At 68.4% G+C, this 22,562-nt stretch carries 22 protein-coding genes; 19 read left to right on the top strand and 3 right to left on the bottom strand.

Features of this window, described 5'->3' with window-relative positions; genetic code table 11:
• Nucleotides 1-90 precede the first annotated feature (90 nt).
• The 10 genes from ZRA01_RS13245 to motD all read left to right on the top strand — a co-directional run bounded on the left by ZRA01_RS13245 (nucleotide 91) and on the right by motD (nucleotide 12,066).
• Nucleotides 91-2,070, top strand: a complete 1,980-nt coding sequence (locus tag ZRA01_RS13245) for a chemotaxis protein CheA (protein WP_174851617.1) — start codon at nucleotides 91-93, stop codon at nucleotides 2,068-2,070.
• Nucleotides 2,071-2,232: 162 nt separating this feature from the next.
• Nucleotides 2,233-2,538: a DUF3135 domain-containing protein gene (locus ZRA01_RS13240; protein WP_141352955.1), complete on the top strand. Its 306-nt coding sequence runs from the start codon at nucleotides 2,233-2,235 to the stop codon at nucleotides 2,536-2,538.
• A 126-nt stretch (nucleotides 2,539-2,664) separates the two neighbouring features.
• On the top strand, nucleotides 2,665-3,807 hold the full coding sequence (gene flhB / locus ZRA01_RS13235) for a flagellar biosynthesis protein FlhB (RefSeq protein WP_141352953.1): 1,143 nt from the start codon (nucleotides 2,665-2,667) through the stop codon (nucleotides 3,805-3,807).
• Between the two features lie 191 nt (nucleotides 3,808-3,998).
• The gene (locus tag ZRA01_RS13230) at nucleotides 3,999-4,850 is read left to right on the top strand and encodes an EAL domain-containing protein (RefSeq protein ID WP_141352951.1); all 852 of its coding nucleotides are present in this window, start codon (nucleotides 3,999-4,001) and stop codon (nucleotides 4,848-4,850) included.
• Between the two features lie 138 nt (nucleotides 4,851-4,988).
• A complete protein-coding gene (gene flhA / locus ZRA01_RS13225; RefSeq protein ID WP_141352949.1) occupies nucleotides 4,989-7,067 on the top strand; it encodes a flagellar biosynthesis protein FlhA in 2,079 nt (692 codons plus the stop codon).
• Between the two features lie 156 nt (nucleotides 7,068-7,223).
• Nucleotides 7,224-8,765, top strand: a complete 1,542-nt coding sequence (flhF, locus tag ZRA01_RS13220) for a flagellar biosynthesis GTPase FlhF (protein ID WP_141352947.1) — start codon at nucleotides 7,224-7,226, stop codon at nucleotides 8,763-8,765.
• Entirely contained in the window at nucleotides 8,765-9,550 is a 786-nt protein-coding gene (locus ZRA01_RS13215) for a MinD/ParA family ATP-binding protein (protein WP_141352945.1), read from the top strand. Before flhF ends, ZRA01_RS13215 begins: the two co-directional genes overlap by 1 nt.
• 114 nt (nucleotides 9,551-9,664) lie before the next feature.
• Entirely contained in the window at nucleotides 9,665-10,438 is a 774-nt protein-coding gene (locus ZRA01_RS13210; protein ID WP_141352943.1) for an RNA polymerase sigma factor FliA, read from the top strand.
• 19 nt (nucleotides 10,439-10,457) lie between these two features.
• Nucleotides 10,458-11,198, top strand: coding sequence for a flagellar motor protein (locus ZRA01_RS13205; RefSeq protein ID WP_141352941.1), 741 nt, complete (start codon nucleotides 10,458-10,460; stop codon nucleotides 11,196-11,198).
• A gap of 4 nt (nucleotides 11,199-11,202) precedes the next feature.
• Nucleotides 11,203-12,066, top strand: a complete 864-nt coding sequence (gene motD / locus ZRA01_RS13200; protein WP_141352939.1) for a flagellar motor protein MotD — start codon at nucleotides 11,203-11,205, stop codon at nucleotides 12,064-12,066.
• 70 nt (nucleotides 12,067-12,136) lie between these two features.
• On the opposite strand, the gene ZRA01_RS13195 is transcribed toward motD, so the two are convergent.
• From ZRA01_RS13195 to flgA, 3 genes are all read right to left on the bottom strand, one after another.
• Entirely contained in the window at nucleotides 12,137-12,613 is a 477-nt protein-coding gene (locus ZRA01_RS13195; RefSeq protein ID WP_141352937.1) for a flagella synthesis protein FlgN, read from the bottom strand.
• Nucleotides 12,614-12,620: 7 nt separating this feature from the next.
• The gene (gene flgM, locus ZRA01_RS13190) at nucleotides 12,621-12,938 is read right to left on the bottom strand and encodes a flagellar biosynthesis anti-sigma factor FlgM (RefSeq protein WP_141352935.1); all 318 of its coding nucleotides are present in this window, start codon (nucleotides 12,936-12,938) and stop codon (nucleotides 12,621-12,623) included.
• 96 nt (nucleotides 12,939-13,034) lie between these two features.
• Entirely contained in the window at nucleotides 13,035-13,733 is a 699-nt protein-coding gene (gene flgA, locus ZRA01_RS13185; protein WP_141352933.1) for a flagellar basal body P-ring formation chaperone FlgA, read from the bottom strand.
• A 322-nt stretch (nucleotides 13,734-14,055) separates the two neighbouring features.
• Here flgA and flgB point away from each other — a divergent pair, with 322 nt between their 5' ends.
• From flgB to flgJ, 9 genes are all read left to right on the top strand, one after another.
• Nucleotides 14,056-14,460: a flagellar basal body rod protein FlgB gene (gene flgB, locus ZRA01_RS13180; RefSeq protein ID WP_141352931.1), complete on the top strand. Its 405-nt coding sequence runs from the start codon at nucleotides 14,056-14,058 to the stop codon at nucleotides 14,458-14,460.
• Nucleotides 14,461-14,470: 10 nt separating this feature from the next.
• Complete coding sequence (gene flgC, locus ZRA01_RS13175; protein ID WP_141352929.1) at nucleotides 14,471-14,875, top strand: flagellar basal body rod protein FlgC; 405 nt, start codon at nucleotides 14,471-14,473, stop codon at nucleotides 14,873-14,875.
• A 22-nt stretch (nucleotides 14,876-14,897) separates the two neighbouring features.
• Complete coding sequence (locus tag ZRA01_RS13170) at nucleotides 14,898-15,575, top strand: flagellar hook assembly protein FlgD (protein WP_141352927.1); 678 nt, start codon at nucleotides 14,898-14,900, stop codon at nucleotides 15,573-15,575.
• Between the two features lie 13 nt (nucleotides 15,576-15,588).
• Entirely contained in the window at nucleotides 15,589-17,517 is a 1,929-nt protein-coding gene (locus tag ZRA01_RS21270) for a flagellar hook protein FlgE (RefSeq protein WP_141352925.1), read from the top strand.
• Between the two features lie 19 nt (nucleotides 17,518-17,536).
• Nucleotides 17,537-18,277 carry a flagellar basal-body rod protein FlgF gene (gene flgF, locus ZRA01_RS13160; protein ID WP_141352923.1) on the top strand — a complete coding sequence of 247 codons (741 nt, stop codon included), beginning with the start codon at nucleotides 17,537-17,539 and terminating at the stop codon, nucleotides 18,275-18,277.
• Nucleotides 18,278-18,874: 597 nt separating this feature from the next.
• A complete protein-coding gene (gene flgG / locus ZRA01_RS13155) occupies nucleotides 18,875-19,657 on the top strand; it encodes a flagellar basal-body rod protein FlgG (protein WP_141352920.1) in 783 nt (260 codons plus the stop codon).
• 20 nt (nucleotides 19,658-19,677) lie between these two features.
• The gene (locus tag ZRA01_RS13150; RefSeq protein ID WP_141352918.1) at nucleotides 19,678-20,352 is read left to right on the top strand and encodes a flagellar basal body L-ring protein FlgH; all 675 of its coding nucleotides are present in this window, start codon (nucleotides 19,678-19,680) and stop codon (nucleotides 20,350-20,352) included.
• An 11-nt stretch (nucleotides 20,353-20,363) separates the two neighbouring features.
• Nucleotides 20,364-21,476, top strand: coding sequence for a flagellar basal body P-ring protein FlgI (locus tag ZRA01_RS13145; protein ID WP_141352916.1), 1,113 nt, complete (start codon nucleotides 20,364-20,366; stop codon nucleotides 21,474-21,476).
• On the top strand, nucleotides 21,476-22,516 hold the full coding sequence (gene flgJ, locus ZRA01_RS13140) for a flagellar assembly peptidoglycan hydrolase FlgJ (RefSeq protein WP_141352914.1): 1,041 nt from the start codon (nucleotides 21,476-21,478) through the stop codon (nucleotides 22,514-22,516). Before ZRA01_RS13145 ends, flgJ begins: the two co-directional genes overlap by 1 nt.
• The last annotated feature ends 46 nt before the right edge of the window (nucleotides 22,517-22,562 follow it).

The following is a 22,562-nucleotide window of genomic DNA, read 5'->3' as shown; positions in this document are numbered from 1 at the left end:
TCGCGCCCCAGGGACAAGGGAAACCCGGCCGGGCCGGCGTTTCCACCAAAGCAGACGGATCGCGGGCGGTGCCCGCAAGGAGTTAGAGCAATGAGCGATTTTGCCGGGATGGAAGATTTGTTGCAGGACTTCCTCGTTGAAGCGGGGGATCTCCTGTCGGGCGTCGACAACAAGCTGGTGGACCTGGAGCGTACCCCGGGCGACAAGGGCTTGCTCAACGACATCTTTCGCGGCTTCCACACCATCAAGGGTGGAGCTGGCTTCCTCAACGCGACCGAGTTGGTTTCCCTGTGTCACCTCACCGAGAACCTCTTCGACAAGCTGCGCAACGGCGAGCTGGAGATCACCCCCGAGGTGATGGACGTCATCCTGTTCTCCACGGCGGCGGTGCGCGACATGTTCGACAGCCTCGAGCAGGGCGTGCAGCCTGCGCCGGCCGATCCGAGCCTGATGGACAAGCTGCGTGAAGCCCTGGCCGGCGAGCTCGGCGTCGGCGCGCCCGTCGCTGCACCCAGGCCGGCACCCGCACCTGCGCCCGTGGTGGCCGTGGCGGCTCCCGCTCCTGCGCCCGCCCCTGCCCCCGCGCCGGTGGAGGCCTCCCCAGACGGCCTCGACTGGAACATGCTCTTCGAATCCGTCACCGGCGCCCCGGCCGCCCCGCAGTCAGCCCCATCGCTGCCCGTGGCGGTTGCCCCGCCCGAGCCAGTCGTGATGCATCAGAGCGACGCCGAGCTCGCCAGCAAGACGCCCGAAGAGGTCATCAAGGCCGCCGTCGGCCGGCGCTCCACCGACAAGCCCGGCGCCACCGGGCCGGTGGGCCGGCGCGATACCGAAAAGCAGCGCGACAACTCGATCCGGGTCGACACCGCGCGTCTCGATCAGGTGCTCAACCTGTCCGGCGAGATCGGCCTCACCAAGAACCGCCTCAACGCCCTGCGCAGCGACATCCTCAACGGCCGCAGCGACACCGAAACCCTGCACGCCCTCGACCTGGCCGTGAGCCAGCTCGACCTGCTGGTGTCCGACCTGCAGAACGCGGTCATGAAGACCCGCATGCAGCCCATCGGCCGCCTGTTCCAGAAATACCCGCGGATCGCCCGCGACCTGGCCCGCAACCTGGGCAAGGACGTCGAGCTGGTGCTCTCGGGCGAGGACACCGAGATCGACAAGACGATGATCGAGGATCTCTCCGATCCAATCATTCACCTGATCCGCAACGCGGTCGATCACGGCGTCGAGGAAACCCAGGAGCGCCTCGCCAACGGCAAGCCCGAAAAGTCCATCGTCCGCCTCGAGGCGCGCCAGGAGGGTGACCACATCGTGATCCTGGTGGCCGATGACGGCCGCGGCATGAACGCCGAGAAGTTGCGCGCCAAGGCAGTCGACAAGGGCCTGATCACCGACGAGGAGGCCAACACCATGGACGAGCGCCAGAGCTACAACCTGGTGTTCCTGCCCGGCTTCTCGATGGCCAGCCAGATCTCCGACGTCTCCGGCCGCGGGGTCGGCATGGACGTGGTGCGAACCAACATCCAGAAGCTCAACGGCTCCATCGACATCCGCTCCAGCCTCGGCAAGGGCACCACCTTCATCATCAGCCTGCCCCTCACGCTGGCGATCCTGCCGGTGCTGCTGGTGCGCCTGGGCGACCAGCCCTTCGCGGTGCCGCTGTCGATGGTGCGCGAGATCCTCCCCATCGAACCCTCCGAGGTTCAGGAGGTGGGCGGCCGCGCGACGATGGTCGTGCGCGGCGAAGTGCTGCCCATCATGCCCCTGTCCACCCTGCTGGGCTGGGATCAGGTGCAGACTCCCGAATACGGCGTGCTGATGCAGAGCGCCGAACAAAGCTTCATCCTCGCCATCGACAGCTTTGCCGGGCGCGAAGACGCGGTGATCAAGTCCCTCGACGACTTCCGGCCGAAGGGTGTTGCGGGTGTCACCACCCTGTCCAACGGCCAGATCGTGCTCATCCTCGACATGAAGGAGCTGCTCGGCGCCCTCGGTGAAACCCGCGGTGTGTCCCGCCGCATCCTGCTGGCGCACCTGACGCGTCCGGCTCTCGCCGCGTAACGTAACGGAGTGCACGCCATCCACCCTGGCGTGACACTCTGCAACACTGGTGCGTGAATTAAACCGCTCATCTCCCAGGGCGGGGACGGTTAGGATTTTTCCGACTGCCCCCGCCCTGCGCCATTCCGGCACTGCGACGTCGGTCCGGCAGCGGGAGATGGCATGGGCGGTTTCGACTTCGATCACTGGAAACACCTCGCCGAGAGCGACCCGGCCGGCTTCTTCCAGGCCCGCGACGAGGCGCTCCGCGAATGGCTTGCCCGTCACCCCGACCAGGGGCTCCTGCTCGCCGGGCTGCAGGCCCGCATCGACGCAACCCGGGCCCTTGCCGGCACGCCGTTGCAGGCCAGCCGGGTGCTGATGGGCATGATGCACGAGCATCTGAGCGAGCTCGGCGACAAGCTGGCCGAGCTCCAGCACGAAACCGACTCCCTACGTGCCCTGATCCTTGGCCGCGCAAGCCCCTGACCCGCCGTTTTCTGGCGCGGGCTGCCGCCTCGTCCGAATAGGCCCGGCAAACCCTGTCTTTTCGCTGCGCTCGCCAGCCCGCCGGCCGCGTATCGTGCAGGCATCTGAACCAGCGGCGGGCAGGGCGTGGCCGAAGACAGCGATCTCGAAAAGAGCGAATCAGCCTCACCACGACGGCTGGAGCAGGCGCGCGAGGAGGGCCAGGTTCCCCACTCGCGGGAGCTTGCCACCTTCATCTCGCTGATGGTCGGTGTCGTCGCCCTGTATGTGCTCGGGCGCTGGGGCGGGCACCGCCTGATGGACATCATGAAGACCGGGCTCAGCCTGCCCCGCAGCCTGGCCTTCGAGCCCGGCGCCATGGGTCGGATGCTCGAAAACCTCGCGGGCGACGCCTTGTTAACCGTCGCGCCGCTTCTTATTGCCACGGTTGTCGCAGCCCTGGTCACGCCCTTCCTGGTGGGCGGCTGGGTGTTCACCACCAAAGTGCTGCGCTTTGATCTCACCCGCCTCGACCCCCTGCAGGGCTTGGGCCGGATGTTTTCGACCCATGGCCTCGTCGAGCTGGTCAAGGCCAGCCTCAAGGCCGTGTTGGTGGCCGTCGTCGGTGTGTGGGTGGTGTGGCGGGAGCGCGACCACCTGTTCGCGCTGATGCACCAGCCCCTCGCCACCAGCATGGACGACTTCGCCAGCCTGGTGCTGCTGTCGTCCCTGCTGATCGTCGCCAGCCTCGCGCTGATCGCCGCCATCGACGTCCCCTTCCAGCTGTGGGAGTACAACCGCCGCTTGCGCATGACCAAGGAAGAGGTGCGCCAGGAAATGAAGGAGCAGGAGGGCGACCCGCAGATCAAGGCGCGCATCCGCGCCGCCCAGCGGGAGATGTCCCGCCGCCGGATGATGAGCAACGTGCCCACCGCCGACGTGGTGGTCACCAACCCGACCCGCTATGCGGTGGCCCTCAAGTACGACCCGGACAAGGCCGGCGCCCCCATCGTGGTGGCCAAGGGCATGAACACCATCGCGATGAACATCCGCGAACTGGCCCGCGACAACAACGTACCCATCCTCGAGGCGCCACCCCTGGCCCGGGCGCTGTATGCCCACTGCGAGCTCGACGAGATGATCCCCGCGGCGTTGTACACCACCGTCGCCGAGGTGATGGCCTGGGTGATGCAGCTCAACCACTGGCTTGCCGAAGGTGGCCTGCCGCCGGAAGAGCCCACGGCGCTCAGCGTGCCCGAGGGCATGGACCCGGGGCCGGGCGAGGGCTGAGGCGTACACCCACCCGCCTTTAGCTGGGCCAGTGCGTCTTGCCGTGGGTCAAACCCCCGTGTTGATTGAAACGGATGGTGAATAAAGGTGTGAGATACTAAAAAATAATATAAAAGCTCGGCGCTCTCCGGGGGTTTTCAGAGGCAAAAATTGCCCGCCCGGAACCAGCCCGAAGCTGGAGGAGACTATCCATGCCACAGCCCGATCTCATCCGTCATTTGAACGCCCGGCTCCGCGCACGGCCTGGCTCCGAGGGTGACGACCATTTCGAACTCGCCGGCGTCCGGGAGGTGCAGGCCCATTTCCGTGGGCGGATCTTCCGCAGCGTGTTCCAGCCCCAGATCCGGCGCGGTGGCGAGGTGATCTGCCACGAGGCCTTTCTGCAGGTGCTTGCCCGCGATGGGGTAGGGGCGTCGCCCCAGACGATCTTCGAGCAGGCCGGCGACGACGACGCCATCGCCCTCGACCGCATGGCCCGCAAGCTGCATGTGCTCAACTTCGTCCGTCAGCGCGGCTGGCAGGCGGGCCTCCTTGCCCTCAACCTCAGCCCCGAGGCCTTGCTGGCCTTGGTCGATGACCGGGATGGACTCTTCGAGGCCGTGCTGGCCGACAGCGGGCTCCTGCCCCGCCAGGTGGTGCTGGAGGTGGCCGACCACGGCTTCGAGGATTGCGCCAGCCTTGCCGCCGCCATCGCCCGCTGCCGTGGCAGGGGCTACCGGGTCGCCATTGACAATTTCGGGCGTTTCTCGTGCGACATCGAGCGCCTCGAGGCCCTGGCGCCCGACATCGTCAAGCTCGACCGCTGCCTCATCGGGCACGCTGGCCACCTGGGCTTCGCCCGGCGGGTGCTGGCCGAGCTGTGCGCCGAAGTCCGCCGCCTCGGCATCCAGCTCGTCAGCCAGTCCATCGAAAGCCGTCAGCAGCTCCAGGCCGCCATGGCGAGCGGGGTGGACATCTTTCAGGGCTACCTCATCGGCCGCCCGGCGCCGCTGTGCCTCCCCCTCGGGCAGCCCGCGGCCCGGGGTTACGAGCTGTCGGCCTGAGGGCGGCAGGCTGAGCCTGAGCCGGAAGTGTCGCTCGATCGGCGGCCCCTCCGGCGTCTCCGCGCTCCATGAATTACCCCCGCTTTCCCCCGTTCTTCCGCCCTTTCCCCGGGCCCCTGATGCGCGACCATGGGCAGCATGAACGGTAGTCTCAACCTGCGCACCCTCTTCGCCCCGGGCAACATCCGCCAGCTTGCCGGGCCGCTGCTCATCATCCTCATCCTGGCGATGATGGTGCTGCCGCTGCCGGCGTTTGTGCTCGACCTGATGTTCACCTTCAACATCGCGGTGTCGGTGATGGTGATGCTGGTGGCGATGTACACCCGCAAGCCGCTGGATTTCTCGGTCTTCCCCACCATCCTGCTGGTCACCACGCTGCTGCGCCTGTCCCTCAACGTGGCGTCGACACGTATCGTGCTGCTTGAAGGCCACACGGGCCCGGACGCCGCGGGCAAGGTGATCGAGGCCTTCGGCCACTTCCTGGTGGGTGGCAACACCGCGGTCGGCCTGGTGGTGTTCATCATCCTCACGGTGATCAACTTCGTGGTGATCACCAAGGGCGCCGGGCGGATCGCCGAGGTGGGCGCCCGCTTCACCCTCGACGCCATGCCTGGCAAGCAGATGGCCATCGACGCCGACCTCAACGCCGGCCTGATCGACGAAAAAGAGGCCAAGAAGCGCCGCGCCGAAACCTCCCAGGAGGCCGACTTCTACGGGGCGATGGACGGTGCCTCCAAGTTCGTCCGCGGCGACGCGGTGGCGGGCATCCTCATCCTCGGCATCAACGTGATCGGCGGGCTGATCGTCGGCGTGCTCCAGCACAACATGGAGCTGGGCCAGGCGGCCACCAACTACACCCTGCTGACCATCGGCGACGGCCTGGTGGCCCAGCTGCCGGCGCTGATCATCTCGGTGGCGGCGGGCCTGGTGGTGTCGCGGGTCGGCGACGAGGGTGACATGGGCACCCAGGTCATCGGGCAGGTGTTCTCCAACCCGCAGGTGCTGGTGCTCACCGCGGCGATCCTGGGCATCCTCGGCCTGATCCCGGGCATGCCCAACTTCGTGTTCCTGCTGCTGGCCTCCGGGCTGGGCTACATGGCCTGGAGGGGCGGCCTGAAGGCGGAGGCTGCGGAGGAGGAAGCGCCGGCCGCCGCTCCGGTGGTCCCGCCGGAGAGCCTGGAGGCGAGCTGGTCCGACGTGACCCCGGTGGATGTGCTCGGCCTCGAGGTGGGCTACCGGCTGATCCCGATGGTGGACAAGGGCCAGGACGGCGAACTCCTCAAGCGAATCCGCGGCCTGCGCAAGAAGTTCGCCCGCGACATCGGCTTCCTCGCTGCGCCGGTGCATATCCGCGACAACCTCGAGCTCAAGCCCAACGACTACCGGATCGTGATGAAGGGTGTCGAGATCGGCACCGGCAGCGCCTTCCCGGGGCAGTTCATGGCCATCAACCCGGGCCGCGTGTCGGGGCCGCTCACTGGCCGCGAGACCACCGACCCGGCCTTCGGCTTGCCCGCCGTGTGGATCGACGCCAGCCAGCGCGAGCAGGCCCACGCCCTCGGCTACACGGTGGTGGATGCCAGCACCGTGGTGGCGACCCACATCAACCACCTCATCCTCAGCCACGCCTCCGAGCTCCTCGGCCGCACCGAGACCCAGGCCCTCCTCGAACACATCGCCAAGGAAAGCCCCAAGCTGGTGGAAGACCTGGTGCCCAAGCTGCTGCCCCTGGCCACCGTGCAGCGGGTGCTGCAGAACCTGCTCGACGAGGGCGTCAATATCCGCGACATGCGGAGCATCGTCGAGGTGCTGGCCGAGCACGCGCCGCGCATTCAGGACGCCCTGGAGCTCACCTCGCGGGTGCGCCAGGCTCTTGGCCGGGCCATTGTCCAGGGGCTCTTTCCGGGCAACGGCGAGGTGCAGGTGATGGCCCTCGACCCGGGCCTCGAGCGGGTCCTGATGCAGGCCATGGGTGGTGGTGGCGACGGCGCCATCGAGCCGGGCCTCGCCGACACCCTGCTGCGCGAAACCGCCGCTGCGGCCCAGCGCATGGAGGACACCGGCCTGCCGGCGGTGCTGCTGGTGCCCGCGCCGCTGCGCTGGCTGCTGTCGCGCTTCCTGCGCCGCAGCGTGCCCAGCCTCAAGGTGATCGCCAACTCCGAAGTGCCCGAGACCCGCCTGATCCGCGTCTCGGCGATGATCGCCCCGACCTCCTGAGCCTCCTCGCGCGCAAATGCACGCACTCCTGTCCGGGGAATAGCCGGCTAAAACCTGTCTTATCCCGGCCATCGAAAGATGACCGGCCGGTGATAATCAACGCTACCGAAGTGCCCGTGCCGACCCAGCCAGGCCTTCGTACCCGGAGACAGGAGCATGAACGTCAAGCGCTACTTTGCCAAAACCGCCCGCGAGGCCCTTCGCATGCTGAAGGACGAGCTCGGGCCGGATGCCGTGGTGCTCTCCAATCGGGCTGCCAACGGCGGTGTCGAGATCCTTGCCTTGCCGGCCGGTGACGTGGCCAGCCTGCAGCGCGCCCGCAGCCAGGCCCAGGCTCAAGCCCAGGCCGCTGCCGTAGCCGCAGCGGCGCCCAAGCCCCCGATGCCGGCGCCTGCTCCGCGCCCGGCTCCGGCAGCCGATTTCTTCGATGACGATTTCCGGGTCAGCCTGTCCCGCGCTGCCACCCAGCGGGCGCCGGTGCCGCCGGCTCCCCAGCCGGCCCCGCGCCCCGCGCCGGCCCGTGCCCCCGAGATGCAGCCCTTCAACCCGCCCCGGGTCGAACTCAGCCGCGAGGTTTTCAACGCCGCCTCGGCCCAGGTCCGCCGCCCGCCGGTTGAGCCCGCCGCGCCGCCGGCTGCCCGTTCGCCCCTGCGCAGCGAGGCGCCCCGCCAGCCTGAGGCTCCCCAGCGCCAGCGCCCCACCGGCGTCGAAGAGGAGGCCCGCATCCGCGCCCTCGAATCGGCCAACTCCCACATGGCCAGCGAACTGGCGGCCATCCGCGGGATGATCGAACGTCAGCTGGCCGGCTTTGCCTGGGGCGAGATGAGCCGCAGCAGCCCCGGCCGCACCCGCCTGATCGGCGACCTGCTGGAGGCCGGCTTCTCGGCCAGCCTCGCCCGCGAGCTTGCCGAAGAGGTGCCCGAAGAAGAAAGCCCCGAAAACGCCCACCGCCTGCTGCACAGGGCGCTGTCCGGGCGTTTCCGCTCGATGGGCGGCGAGGACGACATCGTTGATCGTGGCGGCGTGTTCGCCCTGGTCGGCCCCACCGGCGTCGGCAAGACCACCACCACCGCCAAGCTGGCGGCCCGCTGCGTGGTGCGCCACGGCGCCGACAAGCTGGCCCTGATCACCACCGACAGCTACCGGATCGGCGCTCACGAACAGCTGCGCATCTACGGCCGCATCCTCGGCGTGCCCGTGTATGTGGTGCGCGACGCCACCGAGCTGCGCGAAACCCTGGTCAGCCTGCGCGACAAGTTCATGGTGCTCATCGACACGATGGGCATGAGCCAGCGCGACAAGATGGTCGCCGAGCAGAGCGCCATGCTCACCGGCGCCGGCAAGCTGTCGCGCCTGCTGCTGCTCAACGCCACCTGCCGCGGCGACACCCTCGACGACGTGATCAAGGCCTACGGCGGCGACGATCTGGCCGGGGTGATCCTCTCCAAGATGGACGAGGCGATGTCCCTCGCGCCGGTGGTCGATGTGGCCATCCGCCACCAGCTCGACGTGTTCTACGTGGCCAACGGCCAGCGGGTCCCGGAAGACCTGCACCTGCCCGACCGGGAGGCCCTCATCGACCAGGCCCTGCGCGAGCTGCCCGCCGCGTCGCCGTTTCGCCTCGACGCGCTGGAGGCCGGCCTGATCATGGCTTCGGCGGGCCAGACCGAAGTTGCCCACGCGCGGGGAGGTCTCTGATGCTGCACGCCTCCGATCAGGCCGCCGGCCTGCGCCGCCTCTTCCGCCGCGCCCCGTCGGCCGTCGTGGCCTTGTTCACGTCCGGTCGGGCGCCTCGCCAGCTCGCCGTGCGGACACTCATGGCCCTCACTGAAGGTGCCCGTCGGGTGGTCGCCATCGACGAGCACGCGCCGGAGCACGGGTCGCTGCTGGCCGCCTTTGGTTACCCCGAAGGCGGTGATCTGCTGGGTGCCCTGGAGGGCCGCATGGATGTGACCGAAACCATGCGGGAAGTCGCCGACGGGCTGTGGGTGGTGCCGGCCGCGGCCACCGTGCAGTCAGTTGCGCTCCTGGGCGATGCGCACCATGCCCGCCTGGAGGCCGGGATAGCCGAGCTGCAGCGGCGCGCCGACCTGCTGGCGATCCACACCGTCGGCGATGCCCGCCATCTCACCCCCTTCGCCCGCGCGGCCGGGCGGCGCCTGCTGGTTGTAGAGGCCAGCGGCGTCGGCGCCCGGGGCGCCTGCCAGTGGGTCAAGGGGCTCGCCGCGGCGGGGGCCGGGTCGCTTGAAGTTGCAGTCAGCGGCGCCCGTGATCGGGCCGACGCCACGGCGCTGTTTGCCAGCCTGCAGGACTTCACCTCCCGCCATGTGGGTTTGCCGCTGGTTTGGCGCGGTGAGATCGAGCGGGATGGGCTGGCGGAGGCGATGTGCACGCCGATGGGCGAGCGCCACCCGGCCGAAGGCGCCCAGGCTTTCATCCGCCGCCTGCGGGCGTGGTCGTCCCGGGCCGGCGTGAGCGGTTGAGCAGCGAGGCTCTGTTAAAAAGTGTGTCGCGCCCTGCATGAAAGCCTGTCGTTGCCGTTGAAAGCATTGCAGCGAGTCGCACCCCAGATATCCAGACCAGAAAGCTGATCAAAGATGTACACCGCCTCCGGTACCCTCGATAAAGAGCAGCTCGTCGTCCAGTATGCGCCGCTGGTCAAGCGCATTGCCTATCACCTCATGGCCAAACTGCCGGCCAGCGTGCAGGTGGAGGACATCATCCAGAACGGCATGATGGGCCTGCTGGATGCCATCAACCGCTACGAGGAGGGCCTCGGCGCCCAGTTCGAGACCTACGCAGTGCAGCGCATCCGCGGCTCGATGCTCGACGGCCTGCGCGAGAACGACTGGCTGCCGCGCAGCCTGCGCCGCGACATGCGCCGCATCGAGGCGGCCGTGCATCAGCTCGAGCAGCAAAAGGGGCGTCACCCCACCGAGACCGAGCTCGCCGAATCCCTCGGCGTGCCGCTGGCCGAATACCAGCACATGCTGCAGGAGGCCCGCGGTTACCAGTTGGTGTACTTTGAAGATTTCAGCGGCGACGGCGAAGAGGATTACCTCGAGCGCCACATCACCCTGGAGGGCAACGACCCGCTCACGCTGCTGCTCGACAGCAACATGCGTGACGTGCTGATCAAATCCATCGACGACCTGCCCGAGCGCGAAAAGACCGTGATGGGCCTCTACTACGAACAGGACATGAACCTGCGCGAGATCGGCGAAGTGCTGGGCGTCTCCGAGTCCCGCGTGTGCCAGCTCCACAGCCAGGCCATCGCCCGGCTGCGCTCGCGCATTTCCGGTGCCATGCAGGTCGCACCCAAGGCCAAGGGAGAGGGCCGGGGGCGGGGCCGGCGCCCTGCCGCATCCTGACCCCTAGGGGCACATCTCAATGGACAGCATCAGTCTCGTCGGCATCACCCTCGGCTTTGCGGCAATCCTGGTGGGGCAGGTGCTCGAGGGAGGGCATATCGGGTCCCTGGTCCAGCCTACCGCGTTCCTGATCGTCATCGGCGGCACCCTCGGGGCGGTGATGCTGCAGAGTTCGATGAAAGTGTTTCGCACTGGGATGCAGATGTTCCGCTGGGTGTTCACACCGCCCAACCTCGACCACGACGCGCTGATCGCCGAGGTGGTGAGCTGGAGCAACGTGGCCCGCAAGGAGGGGCTGCTGGCCCTCGAGAGCCGGATCCCCCAGATGGAAGACCCTTTCATCCAGAAGGGCCTGCAGTTGCTGGTGGATGGCGTCGAGCCCGAGCGGCTGCGGGAAGTCCTTGAAGTCGAGATCGACACCTGGGAAGCCCAGCTCAAGCAGGGCGCCAAGATCTGGGAAGCGGCCGGCGGCTACGCGCCGACGATCGGCATCCTCGGCGCGGTGCTGGGCTTGATCCACGTTATGGAGAACCTCTCCGACCCGGGCAAGCTCGGGGCCGGCATCGCGGTGGCCTTCGTCGCGACGATCTATGGCGTGGGCACGGCCAACCTGGTCTTCCTGCCGGTTTCCAAGAAGCTGCTGGGGGTGATCGGCACGCTGGTCTCGATGCGCGAGATGCTGGTGGATGGCCTCGTCGGCATCGCCAACGGCGACAATCCGCGCATCATCGAAAGCCGCCTCAAGGGCTACGCGGGGTAGGGCGGTGGCAAGACGCAGAAAGAAGGAAGAAGAGCACGAGAACCACGAGCGGTGGATGGTTTCGTACGCCGACTTCATCACCCTGCTGTTCGCGTTCTTCGTGGTGATGTATTCCCTGTCGTCCCTCAACGAAGGCAAATACCGGGTGATGTCCGACTCGGTGGTCCAGGCTTTCCGCAGCATCGGCACCCATGACGCCGGGCGGCAGGTCGTCGCGATCGCGCCGATTCCGTCGATCCGGCCGGCTCCTGCCACCAGCGCGGAAGCCGAGGAGCAGCGTCGGGCCAAGGCCGAGCGCGTGCGCAACATGGCCGAGGAGATCCGCAAGGTGCTCGCTCCGCTGGTGGCCGATGGCCAGGTGCGGGTCACCGAGGGCGCCTTCGGCATCACCGTCGAGATCAACGCGGCGGTGCTCTTTGCGCCCGGCGAGGCCCAGCTCGGGCCCGACGCCGTGCGTGCCCTGCGGGCTGTGGCCCAGGTGGTGGCGGAGGCGGAATTTCCGATCACCGTTGAAGGGCACACCGACGTGATGCCGATCGCCAGCGCCATGTTCCCGTCCAACTGGGAGCTTTCTGCGGTGCGTGCGTCGAGCGTGGTGAGGCTGTTCGTGGAGGGTGGCGTGCGTCCGTCGCGGCTCACCGCGGCGGGCTACGGCGACCAGCGGCCGGTGGCCGACAATGCCACCGCGGAGGGGCGGGCCCGCAACCGGCGGGTCACGATTCTCGTCGAGTCGCGTCTGGTCGAGCCCGCGGTGACGGCACCGGTGAGGGCCTCCGGGGTGGCCGATTCGATCCTGCCGGCAGATGCTGCGCCGCCGGCACCGGCACCGGCGTCCACGCCGACGAGCGGAGTCGAAACGAAGCCCTGACGGTTCCGGACAAACCCGGCCCGACGTTTGACGTGATGGAGCTGGAAGGTGGCCGCGGGGGCGGGGGAACTCAAGCCGCGCCGAAGAGGCGCCGCGAAGCCGTCGGGCGGGACTGGCCGTCGGGCCCGTAAATCTGTGGATGTTCGGCTGCCGCGAGCAGCACGCTGAGGGCCTGCTGGTTGTTCTGCAGACGCTCGGTGATCAGCTGGCCGTTGATGCGGTTGCGCTCCTTGGCTTCGGCGGCGAGGCTGACGACGTCCTGCCAGGCCGAGAGAGCCTCGGGCAGGTCGGCCAGCACGATGCGGATGTTCTCGTCGCTCACCTTGGCGCCCAGGCGCGCAAACATCACCACCCGCTCGTCGGAGAGCCGCTGCAGGGCGCGGTAAAGGGCGGTCTTTTTCTCGGCCAGGGCCGAAAGGGCGTCGATCTGGGTCGCGACCAGCAGCGCTTCTTCACGCTGCAGCAGCGCGATGAAGCCCTGCAGGCCGGCCCGCTCGTCCTGGATCAGGAGAGCGAGGCGCTGGGCGAAGCCGGGGTCGATCGCCATTGCGGCATCAGGCCTGGCTGGCCTGCTGGGTGGACAGCATCTGGCGGACGCTTTCGATGAGGCCGTCGGCCACCTTTTCGGTGTTTACCTTGAAGCGCCCCTCGCTCATGGCCTGCTTGATCTCGTCCACCTTGGCGCTATCGACCACGGGGGTGTTGGAGATGGCTTCTTCCATCTGCAGCATGCGGGAGGACAGGGACGAGAGCTCGACCCGTTCGCTGCCGGCGTTGCTGCTTTCGGCCTTGGGGGATTCCTTGGCGGAACGCGCTCGCCCGTCGTTGGACGGCAGGCTTCCGGTTGCCTTGACTGAGTTATCGATCTTCACGGCTTAGCCCTTTCTTCCATAAGTCGAGAAGATTTACGACCCATGTGCATGAAACTTTAGCTTATTCGCAAGCCGCCGGGAGGGCTAACTTCATCTTCATGGCAGCGTGACTTCCACCACGCCTCCGTTGCGCGCCGTGCCGCGCAGCACCTGGCCGCTGCTGAGCCGCACCTGGGCCGCCTGGCCGTCGCCGGCGGTGCTGAGGGCGGTGCCGTCGTTGGTCACCTGGAAACCGCCGCCGCGGGTGACGACCTTCACCGGCTGGCCTTGCACCACCACGGGCGGCAGCCGCAGGTGGCTGGCGGCCAGCGGCCGGCCGGCGGCCAGCCCGACGCGGGCGGCGTAGCCGACGGCCTGGGTCGGGTCGGTGAGGACGTCGGCGGCCAGGGCGGTGAGTTCGCCCGCCTCGCGGCGGATGTCGCCGGGGCCGATCAGCTGGCCGGCTGTGAGGGGGCCGGAGGTGACGAGGTACAAGCCCTTCACCCGCACTTCGGCCGGCACCCAGGCCGACCAGGGGCTCGGGGCGAGGCAGCGGACGCCCACCGAGACGCGGCCCCAGGCGCGGGCGCCGGGGGGCAGGAAGGCTTCGAGCTGGACGCAGGGCGGCAGGGCGTTGTCGGGGGCGAATTCGCCGACCTGGATGCTCACCTCGCCGGGCAGGCTGATCGTCTGCAGCCGCAGAAAACGTGTCACCTCGCTGCGTACGGCGGCCGGGTCCTGGCGGGCCTGGCAGAGGCCGGCGAAGCTCGCCAGGGCGATCATGAGCAGGGCGGTGAAGGTGTGGGCGGATTTCATCGGGGGAGGGCGCGGGGCGCATCCTGCGCGGGAGTCGTGGCTGCCATTGGAACATGTAGGCGCCCTCGATGCCGCCGGAAATAACGGCGCTTTCGCGGTTCAATTTTGCGCCGCTCCGGCAACTCCGCCGCTCGGCACGGAATGGCCGGCAAAGTTTGCCGCTGCGGCAAGCGGCGGAGCGTAAAGGCGGCGTGCGGCGAGGTGGAATGGGGTGGAAATTGCCGCCTGTTCGGCCCATGGCTGGCCTGGGGCCCCGGGTAGGATGGCTGGCATGGAAGCTGCAATGGAGTCATTGCAGCCACAGCCCCAAAAGGTGACCGGAATGACCGACAGACTCGATGCCACGATGCGTTTTCACCAGACGGCGCTGAACGCCCGCGCTTACCGCCAGCAGGTGATCGCCTCGAATATCGCGAATGCCGACACGCCGAACTTCAAGGCTCGTGACCTGGATTTCCGCCAGGCCCTGGCCGGCGCGCTAGGCGCCAAGGGTGACGCCCTGGCCCTCAAGACCACCTCGCAGCGCCACATTGCCGGTGCCGCCACCAACCCGCTGGAGGCCGCCCTCAAGTATCGCAACGAGGAGCAGGGCGCCGTCGATGGCAACACCGTCAACATGGACGTCGAGCGCAGCGCCTTTGCCGAGAACTCGGTGCATTACCAGGCCAGCCTGACCTTCATCAACGGCATGCTGACCACCATGCAGCGGGCGATCCAGAACCAGTAAGGGGCACATCATGAGCATGCTCAATGTCTTCCAGGTTGCCGGCAGCGCGCTTCACGCGCAGTCCCTGCGGCTCAACACCACCGCCAGCAACCTGGCCAACGCCGACAGCCTCGTCTCCAGCGACGGCCAGCCCTACCGCGCCAAGCAGGTGGTGTTTGCCGCCACGCCGATGGCCGGCCCGGCGGCCCAGGGCGTCCGCGTGACCCAGGTGGTCGAGAGCGCCGCGCCGATGCGCCTGGTCTACGACCCGAAGAGCCCGGCTGCCAATGCCGAGGGCTACGTGACGATGCCCAACGTCAATGTCGTCGAGGAGATGACCAACATGATCTCCGCCTCGCGGGCCTACCAGACCAACGCCGACGTGATGGGCACGGCCAAGACCCTGATGGAAAAGACCCTGGCCATCGGCCAGTAATCGAATCTCCGGAAGCCAGATCATGAGCACAGTCAATTCCGCCACCAGCTCCGAGGTCATCAATAACCTCCAGAAGACCTCGTCGTCGGGTTCGCCCAAGGCGATGGAGATGGGCACCCAGTCCAGCTTTCTCCGGCTGCTCACCGAGCAGCTCAAGAACCAGGACCCGCTGTCCCCGATGGACAACGCCCAGATGACCTCCCAGCTGGCCCAGATCAGCACCGTGGATGGCCTCGGCAAGCTCAACACCACCCTCTCCACGCTGCTCGAGAGCTCCCAGTCGGGCGAGGCCATGCAGGCCGCCGCGCTGGTGGGCAAGGGCGTGATGGTGAGCGGCAACGGCCTCTCGCTGTCGAGCGGCAAGGCCTACGGTGGCTTCGAGCTCACCAGCCCGGCCGACAAGGTCAGCGTGACGATCAAGGATTCCAATGGCCTCGAGGTGCGCACCCTCGAGCTCGGCGACTACGACGCCGGTGTGTTCAATTTTGCGTGGGACGGCCTCACCAACAACGGCTCCAAGGCCGTCGATGGCAGCTACAGCCTGTCGGTCAAGGCCACCCGCGGCGACACCAGCCTCAGCCCGACGGCCCTGCAGCTCGGCTCGGTGAACAGCGTGCTGCGCACCAGCGCCGGCAGCGTGTCCATCGACGTGGGCGGCGGCAAGTTGGTCACCCTGTCCGATATCAAGCAGATTCTCTGAGCGGAGACCCAAAATGGCATTCCAGCAAGGTTTGAGCGGCCTCTCCATCGCTTCCAAGGCGCTCGACGCCATCAGCAACAACGTGTCCAACTCGGGCACCGTCGGCTACAAGCAGGCCGGCGCCCAGTTTGCCGACGTGTTCGCCGCGTCGCTGTCGGCCGGCAGCTCCACCCAGGTCGGTATCGGCGCCTCGGTGGCCACCGTGGCCCAGCAATTCACCCAGGGCAACATCTCCACCAGCAGCAGCACGCTCGATCTGGCGGTCAATGGCCAGGGCTTCTTCCGGATGAGCGACAACGGCTCCATCACCTACACCCGCAACGGCCAGTTCCACGTCGACAAGAACGGCTACGTGGTCAATAGCAGCGGCCTGCGCCTCACCGGCAACACCTTCGACGCCAAGGGCCTGCCCAACGGCGTCGGCGGCGACATTCGCCTCAGCTACGGCGATGCCGACCCGAAGGCCACCACCGAGGCCGGCTACAACGTCAACCTCGACTCCCGCTCCAGCTCGCCCGCGGCGCTCACCGTCGCCACCCTCTACGGCACCGGCGTCCCGGCCACCGTCGGCACGCCGCTGGTGCTCACCGCCGCCAACAACCGGCTCACCGTCGCGGTGGACGGCGAAGCCAGTGCCACCGTGACGATCCCGGTGGGCAGCTACGCCGACTCCAGCTCCCTGGTCGCCGCGCTGCAGACCGCCATCGACCAGACCTCGCTCAAGGGCCGTTTGGTCGCCTCCAGCGACAGCAACGGCGTGCTCAGCCTGGCCTCCGAGCGGGGTGGGCGGCTCTCCAGCCTGCTCGTGGGCGGCACCGCCGCCGCCGGCCTGAAGATCCCCAGCGGCACCACCGTGAATGGCAGCAACGCCGTGGTCGCCACACTTTCCAGCGCCTCGGTCGCCCCCTTCACGATCGCCCCGGTGCCGGCCGCCGGCACCACCAGCACCCTGTCGATCGCCGTCGATGGCGCCGCCGCCATCCCGGTCACCATCAACGCCGCCACCTACCCCGACTCCACCTCGCTGGTCGCCGCGCTGCAGACCGCCGTCAATGCCACCGCCCTCAACGGCAAGGTCGTCGTCGGCGCCGACGCCGATGGCCGCATCACCTTCAGCTCCACCCTGGCCGGCGGCCAGTCGTCGATGGCGGTCACCGGCGGCGTCGCCACCGACCTGGCGATACCCACCTTCACCGCCACCGCCAACAGCGGCGGCTTCAGCATCACCGACCCCACCAGCTACACCAGCACCACCTCCCAGACGGTGTATGACTCCCTGGGCAACCCGCACACCCAGTCGCTGTACTTCGTGAAGACCGCCCAGGCCAACAAGTGGGACGTGTACACCAGCCTCGACGGCGGCTTCCCGCCCGAGATCGACCCGATCACCGGCCTGCACAGCCCGACCACCGTGAGCTTCGACAGCAACGGCGGCCTGCTCACGCCCAAGACCATCGCCACCACCTACACCGTCACCACCGGCGCCACCAAAGACCTGACGATCACCATCGACCTGAACAACTCCACCCAGTTCGGCAACAGCTTCGGCGTCTCGTCCCTCAGCCAGGACGGCTACAAGCCCGGCACCCTCAGCGGCCTCACCGTCGAGGCCGACGGCACCATCCTCGGCAACTTCAGCAACGGCCAGTCGCGCACCATGGGCCAGGTGCTGCTCACCAACTTCCGCAACCCCAACGGCCTCGTCTCGGTGGGCGGCAACCAGTGGCAATGGACGCCCGAGGCGGGCGCCGTGGATGGCGCCGGTGCCCCCCCGGGGACCGGCACCCTCGGCGTGCTGCAGTCGGCCGCGATCGAAGAGTCCAACGTCGACCTCACCTCCGAGCTGGTCAACATGATCACCCAGCAGCGCGCCTACCAGGCCAACGCCCAGTCGATCAAGACCCAGGACCAAATCCTGCAAACCCTGGTCAACCTGCGCTGAGCGCCGAGGAGCCTGAACCATGGACCGCCTGATCTACACCGCGATGACCGGCGCCTCCGCCACCATGGGGCAGGAGGCGGCCGTCTCCCACAACCTGGCCAACGCCACCAGCACCGGCTTCAAGGCCGAGCTGCACCGCCTGCGCGCGGTGCCGGTTCAGAACGCGCTGATGCCCACCCGCGCCTTCGTCGTCGACGCCAGCGTGCAGGACGACCTCTCCACCGGGCCGCTGCAGCACACCAACCGCCCCTTCGACGTGGCGGTGCAGGGCAAGGGCTGGTTTGCGGTGCAGATGCCCGACGGCACCGAGGGCTACACCCGCAACGGCAACTTCGAGGTCAGCGCCAACGGCATCCTGCAGACCCGCGGCGGCCTGCCGGTGATGGGCAGCGGCGGCCCGATCACGGTGCCCCCCGACGTCGAGGTGGCGATCGGTGTCGACGGCACCGTATCCACTGTGGCCCGCACCGGCGCCCGCAACAGCACCAGCGCCGTCGACCAGCTCAAGCTGGTCAACCCGCCCGAGGCCGACCTGCGCCGCGGCCCCGACGGCTTCTTCCGCCTCGCCGCCGGTGGTGCCGCCCCGGCCGACCCCACCGTCAAGGTGGCCGCCGGCTACCTCGAGGGCAGCAACGTCAACGTGGTCGAGCAGATGGTGTCGATGATCTCCCTGGCCCGCCAGTACGAGATGCAGACCCGGATGCTGTCCACCGCCCAGGAGATGGACCGCTCCGCCGGCCAGCTGGTCGCCAAGGGCTGACGGCCAGCGGCCGGCCCGCCAAGGGCGCCCCCACGCCGCCAGCCACTGTTTCCATCGCAGCGACAGCCTCTCCCATCGCCGGGATGCACGCGCCCATCGTGGCGACCCTCGCACCCATCGCTGCGATGCGTGTTCCCATCGCAGCGACGCCAAGGCCTGTCGCTGCAATGCCCGCACCCGTCGCGGCGGACCCGTCCTCCCATCGCAACAATGCGCGCAGCCATCCCGGAGATGCGTGCACCCATTGCCGTGATGCGCCTGCCCATCGCCGCGACCCGCGCTCCCGCCACGGCGACCCGCAAAGCCATCGCCGCGACCCGCACACCCATCGCAGCGACCCGTACACCCATCCCGCCGGCCCGATGTGCCTCGCCGTGGGCCTGCCGTCCGGCAAATTTTTCCGCACCGCCGGCCGCCGCTGCCGTGTTTCCCCTGGCCACTGCCGCCCCGGCGGCAAATAGGCCGCCTTTTCACCACTTCCTCCGGGCCTGGAACGGGACTTGCTGAGCTTAGGATGACCCTGCTGCCCGTGTATTCATCTTCTGTCGGCGGCCAACCCCTCGCCCCCCGGGCGACACCGAAATTCTGGAGCCCACCATGATCCGCTCCCTGTGGATTGCCCGCACCGGCCTCGAAGCCCAGCAGACCCAGCTCGACGTCATCTCCAACAACCTCGCCAACGTCTCCACCAATGGCTTCAAGCGCGCGCGGGCGGTGTTCGAAGACCTGCTATACCAGAACCTGCGCCAGCCCGGCGCCCAGTCCACACAGCAGACCACCATCCCCTCGGGCCTGCAGATCGGCACCGGCGTGCGCCCCATCGCCACCGAGCGCATCCACACCCAGGGCAACCTCACCCAGACCGGCAACGCCCTCGACGTGGCGATCCAGGGCGAAGGCTTCTTCCAGATCCTCACCCCCGACGGCACCACCGCCTACACCCGCGACGGCGCCTTCCAGAAAGACGCCAACGGCCAGATCGTCACCTCCAGCGGCTACCCGCTGCAGCCGGCCATCACCATCCCCGCCAACGCCCTGTCGGTCACCATCGGCAAGGACGGCGTGGTCTCGGTGACCCTGCCCAACCAGGCCGCCGCGGCGCAGATCGGCAACATCCAGCTGGCCAGCTTCGTCAACCCGGGCGGCCTGCAGAGCGTGGGCGAAAACCTCTTCCTCGAGACCGCCGCCAGCGGCACCGCCAACCCCAACACCCCGGGCACCAACGGCGTCGGCAGCCTCAACCAGACCTATGTGGAAACCTCCAACGTCAACGTGGCCGAAGAGCTGGTGCTGATGATCCAGACCCAGCGCGCCTACGAGCTCAACTCCCGGGCCATCTCCACCTCCGACAACATGCTCGGCAAGCTCACCTCGCTGTAAGCGGGCCGCGGACACCCATCATGCGCACACTTCACTGCCTGCCCGCCCTGCTCCTCGCCGGCCTCACCGGCTGCGCGGCCCTGCAGGCCACCCCGCCGACCGCGGTGCACCAGCCCATGAGCGTGCGCCCCGACGCCCGCGCCGCCCAGGCCTCCGGCTCGGGCTCGATCTACCAGCCCAGCTTCACCCGGCCCCTGTTCGAAGACCGTCGCGCCCGCTTCGTCGGCGACATCATCACCGTCAACCTCGTCGAGCAGACCGCCGCCAGCAAGAAGTCGTCGGCCAACGCCGAGCGCAACGCCAGCCTCGCCGCCTCCATCACCGCGCTGGCCAAGCTGCCGCTGGGCGGCCTCAACGGGCTCGATGCGACCGCCTCCGACGCCAGCAAGTTCGGCGGAAAGGGCGACGCGGCGGCCAACAACGCCTTCACCGGCACCATCACCACCACCGTCATCGAGGTGCTGCCCAACGGCAACCTGCTGGTGTCGGGCGAAAAGCAGATCGCCATCAACCAGGGCAACGAGTTCATCCGCTTCTCGGGCATCGTCAATCCGGTCAGCGTCACCGGCGCCAACACCGTGCAGTCCACCCAGGTCGCCGACGCCCGCATCGAATACCGGGCCAACGGCTACATCGACGAAACCCAGCAGATGGGCTGGCTGCAGCGCTTCTTTGTAAACGTGCTGCCTTTCTGAGGAACCCCGCCATGTCGCGCCTCTTCCGCCTCGCCGCCGCCTGCGCCTGTGCGCTCGGGCTGCTGGCCAGCACCCCGGCCAGCGCCGAACGCCTCAAGGATCTCGCCAGCATCGGCGGCGTGCGTCACAACCAGCTGGTCGGCTACGGCCTCGTGGTCGGCCTCGACGGCTCCGGCGACCAGACCACCCAGACCCCCTTCACGGTGCAGAGCATCATCAACATGCTCGGCAACCTCGGCGTCACGCTGCCGCCGGGCCAGTCACTGCAGCTCAAGAACGTCGCCGCGGTGATGGTCACCGCCAGCCTGCCGCCCTTCGCGCGGCCGGGCCAGCAGATCGACGTCACCGTGTCGTCGATGGGCAACGCCCGCTCCCTCAAGGGCGGCACCCTGGTGATGACGCCCCTCAAGGGCGTGGACGGCCAGGTGTACGCGATGGCCCAGGGCAGCCTGGCGGTGAGCGGCGCCAGCGGTGCGGCGCCCTCCGGCGGCAAGGTCACGGTCAACCACCTCTCGGCCGGGCGCATCCCCGGCGGTGCCACCGTCGAGCGCTCGGTGCCCACCGCGGTGGGGCAGGGCGACTCGGTCTTCGTCGAGCTCAACGACGCCGACTTCGGCACCGCCCAGAAGGTCGTCGACGCGATCAACGCCATGGCCCCCGGCACCGCCCGCGCCCTCGACGGGCGCCAGGTGCAGGTGCGCGCGCCGGACGACGTGAACCAGCGGGTGGCCTTCCTCGGCCGCCTCGAAAGCCTCGACGTGACCCCGGCGGTGCAGGCCGCCAAGGTCATCATCAACTCCCGCACCGGCTCGGTGGTGATGAACCAGAAGGTGGCCCTGCAGAACTGCGCGGTCTCCCACGGCAGCCTCACCGTCACCGTCACCAACGAGCAGCAGGTCAGCCAGCCCAACCCCTTCGGCCAGGGTCAGACCGCGGTCACCAACAAGGGCGGCGTCGACATCAAGCAGGACGGCGGCAACATCTTCAACGTGAAGGGCGGCACCAACCTGGCCGACGTGGTCAAGGCCCTCAACACCCTGGGCGCCAACCCCCTCGAGCTGATCGCCATCCTCCAGGCCATGAAGGCCAGCGGCGCGCTGCGGGCCGAACTGGAGGTGATCTGATGGCCTCCGACTTCAGCCAGATCAACGCCCTCGACCCCAACTCCCTGTCGGGCCTGCGCCGCGTCTCGAAGGATGGCTCGCCGGCCGCCACCAAGGAGGCCGCCAAGCAGTTCGAGGCGCTGCTGCTCCAGCAGGTGCTCAAATCCATGCGCGACGCGACGCCCAAGGGTGGCATGTTCGACAGCGACGAATCACGCATGTACCAGTCGCTGCTCGACCAGCAGCTGGCCATGCAGCTCGCCACCCGCAGCGGCGGCATCGGCCTGGCGCGGGTCATCGAACGCCAGCTCGGCGGCAACCGCGACGCGGCGGTGACGCCGCCGGAGGGCGGGGTGGCGCTGGATGCGCCGATCCGCCGCGGGTTTGACGCCGCCGGGGCGCGGACCGCGCTCGGCGGGCCGACAGGCCTGGGGGCTGAGCTGCTGCCCGCTCCGCTGGCAAACTCGTCTGCAGCCCCGTCGGCAATCAATGCGGCAAAATCTGCCGCAGCGGCGCCGGCTGCCGGGGCGGCAAGCGGTATTGCCGCTTCCTTCCCCAATCTACCGGCCGGTGCCGGGCCGCGGGCCTTCGTCGAGAAGGTGTGGCCCCAGGCCGTCGAGGCCAGCCGCGCCACCGGCATCCCGGCGCGCTTTCTGGTGGCTCAGGCGGCCCTGGAGACCGGCTGGGGCAAGTTTGAACTGAAGAACGCCGACGGCAGCCCCAGCCACAACCTCTTCAACATCAAGGCCGGCAAGCGCTGGGGGGGCGACACGGTGAGCACCGCCACCACCGAATACAGCAACGGCGTCGCCAGCCGCGAGAACGCGCGCTTCCGCAGCTACGGCTCGTATGCCGACTCCTTCCGCGACTACGCCCGGCTGATCGGCACCAACCCGCGCTACGCCGCGGTGGTCGGCCAGGACGACGCCACCGCCTTCGCCCGCGGCCTGCAGGCGGCCGGCTACGCCACCGACCCCAACTACGCCGACAAGCTGGCGCGCATCATCAACGGCAACACCCTGCGCACCGCCCTGTCGGCAAGCAGCGCCCGCAGCGCCTGATTTCCGCTGTTTTGCGCCAGGGCGCGCAAACTGGCAAAGAACTTGC

This window comes from Zoogloea ramigera (genome assembly GCF_006539865.1).
GTDB classification, from domain to species: domain Bacteria; phylum Pseudomonadota; class Gammaproteobacteria; order Burkholderiales; family Rhodocyclaceae; genus Zoogloea; species Zoogloea ramigera.
This window is presented reverse-complemented; position numbering and strand designations above follow the sequence as displayed.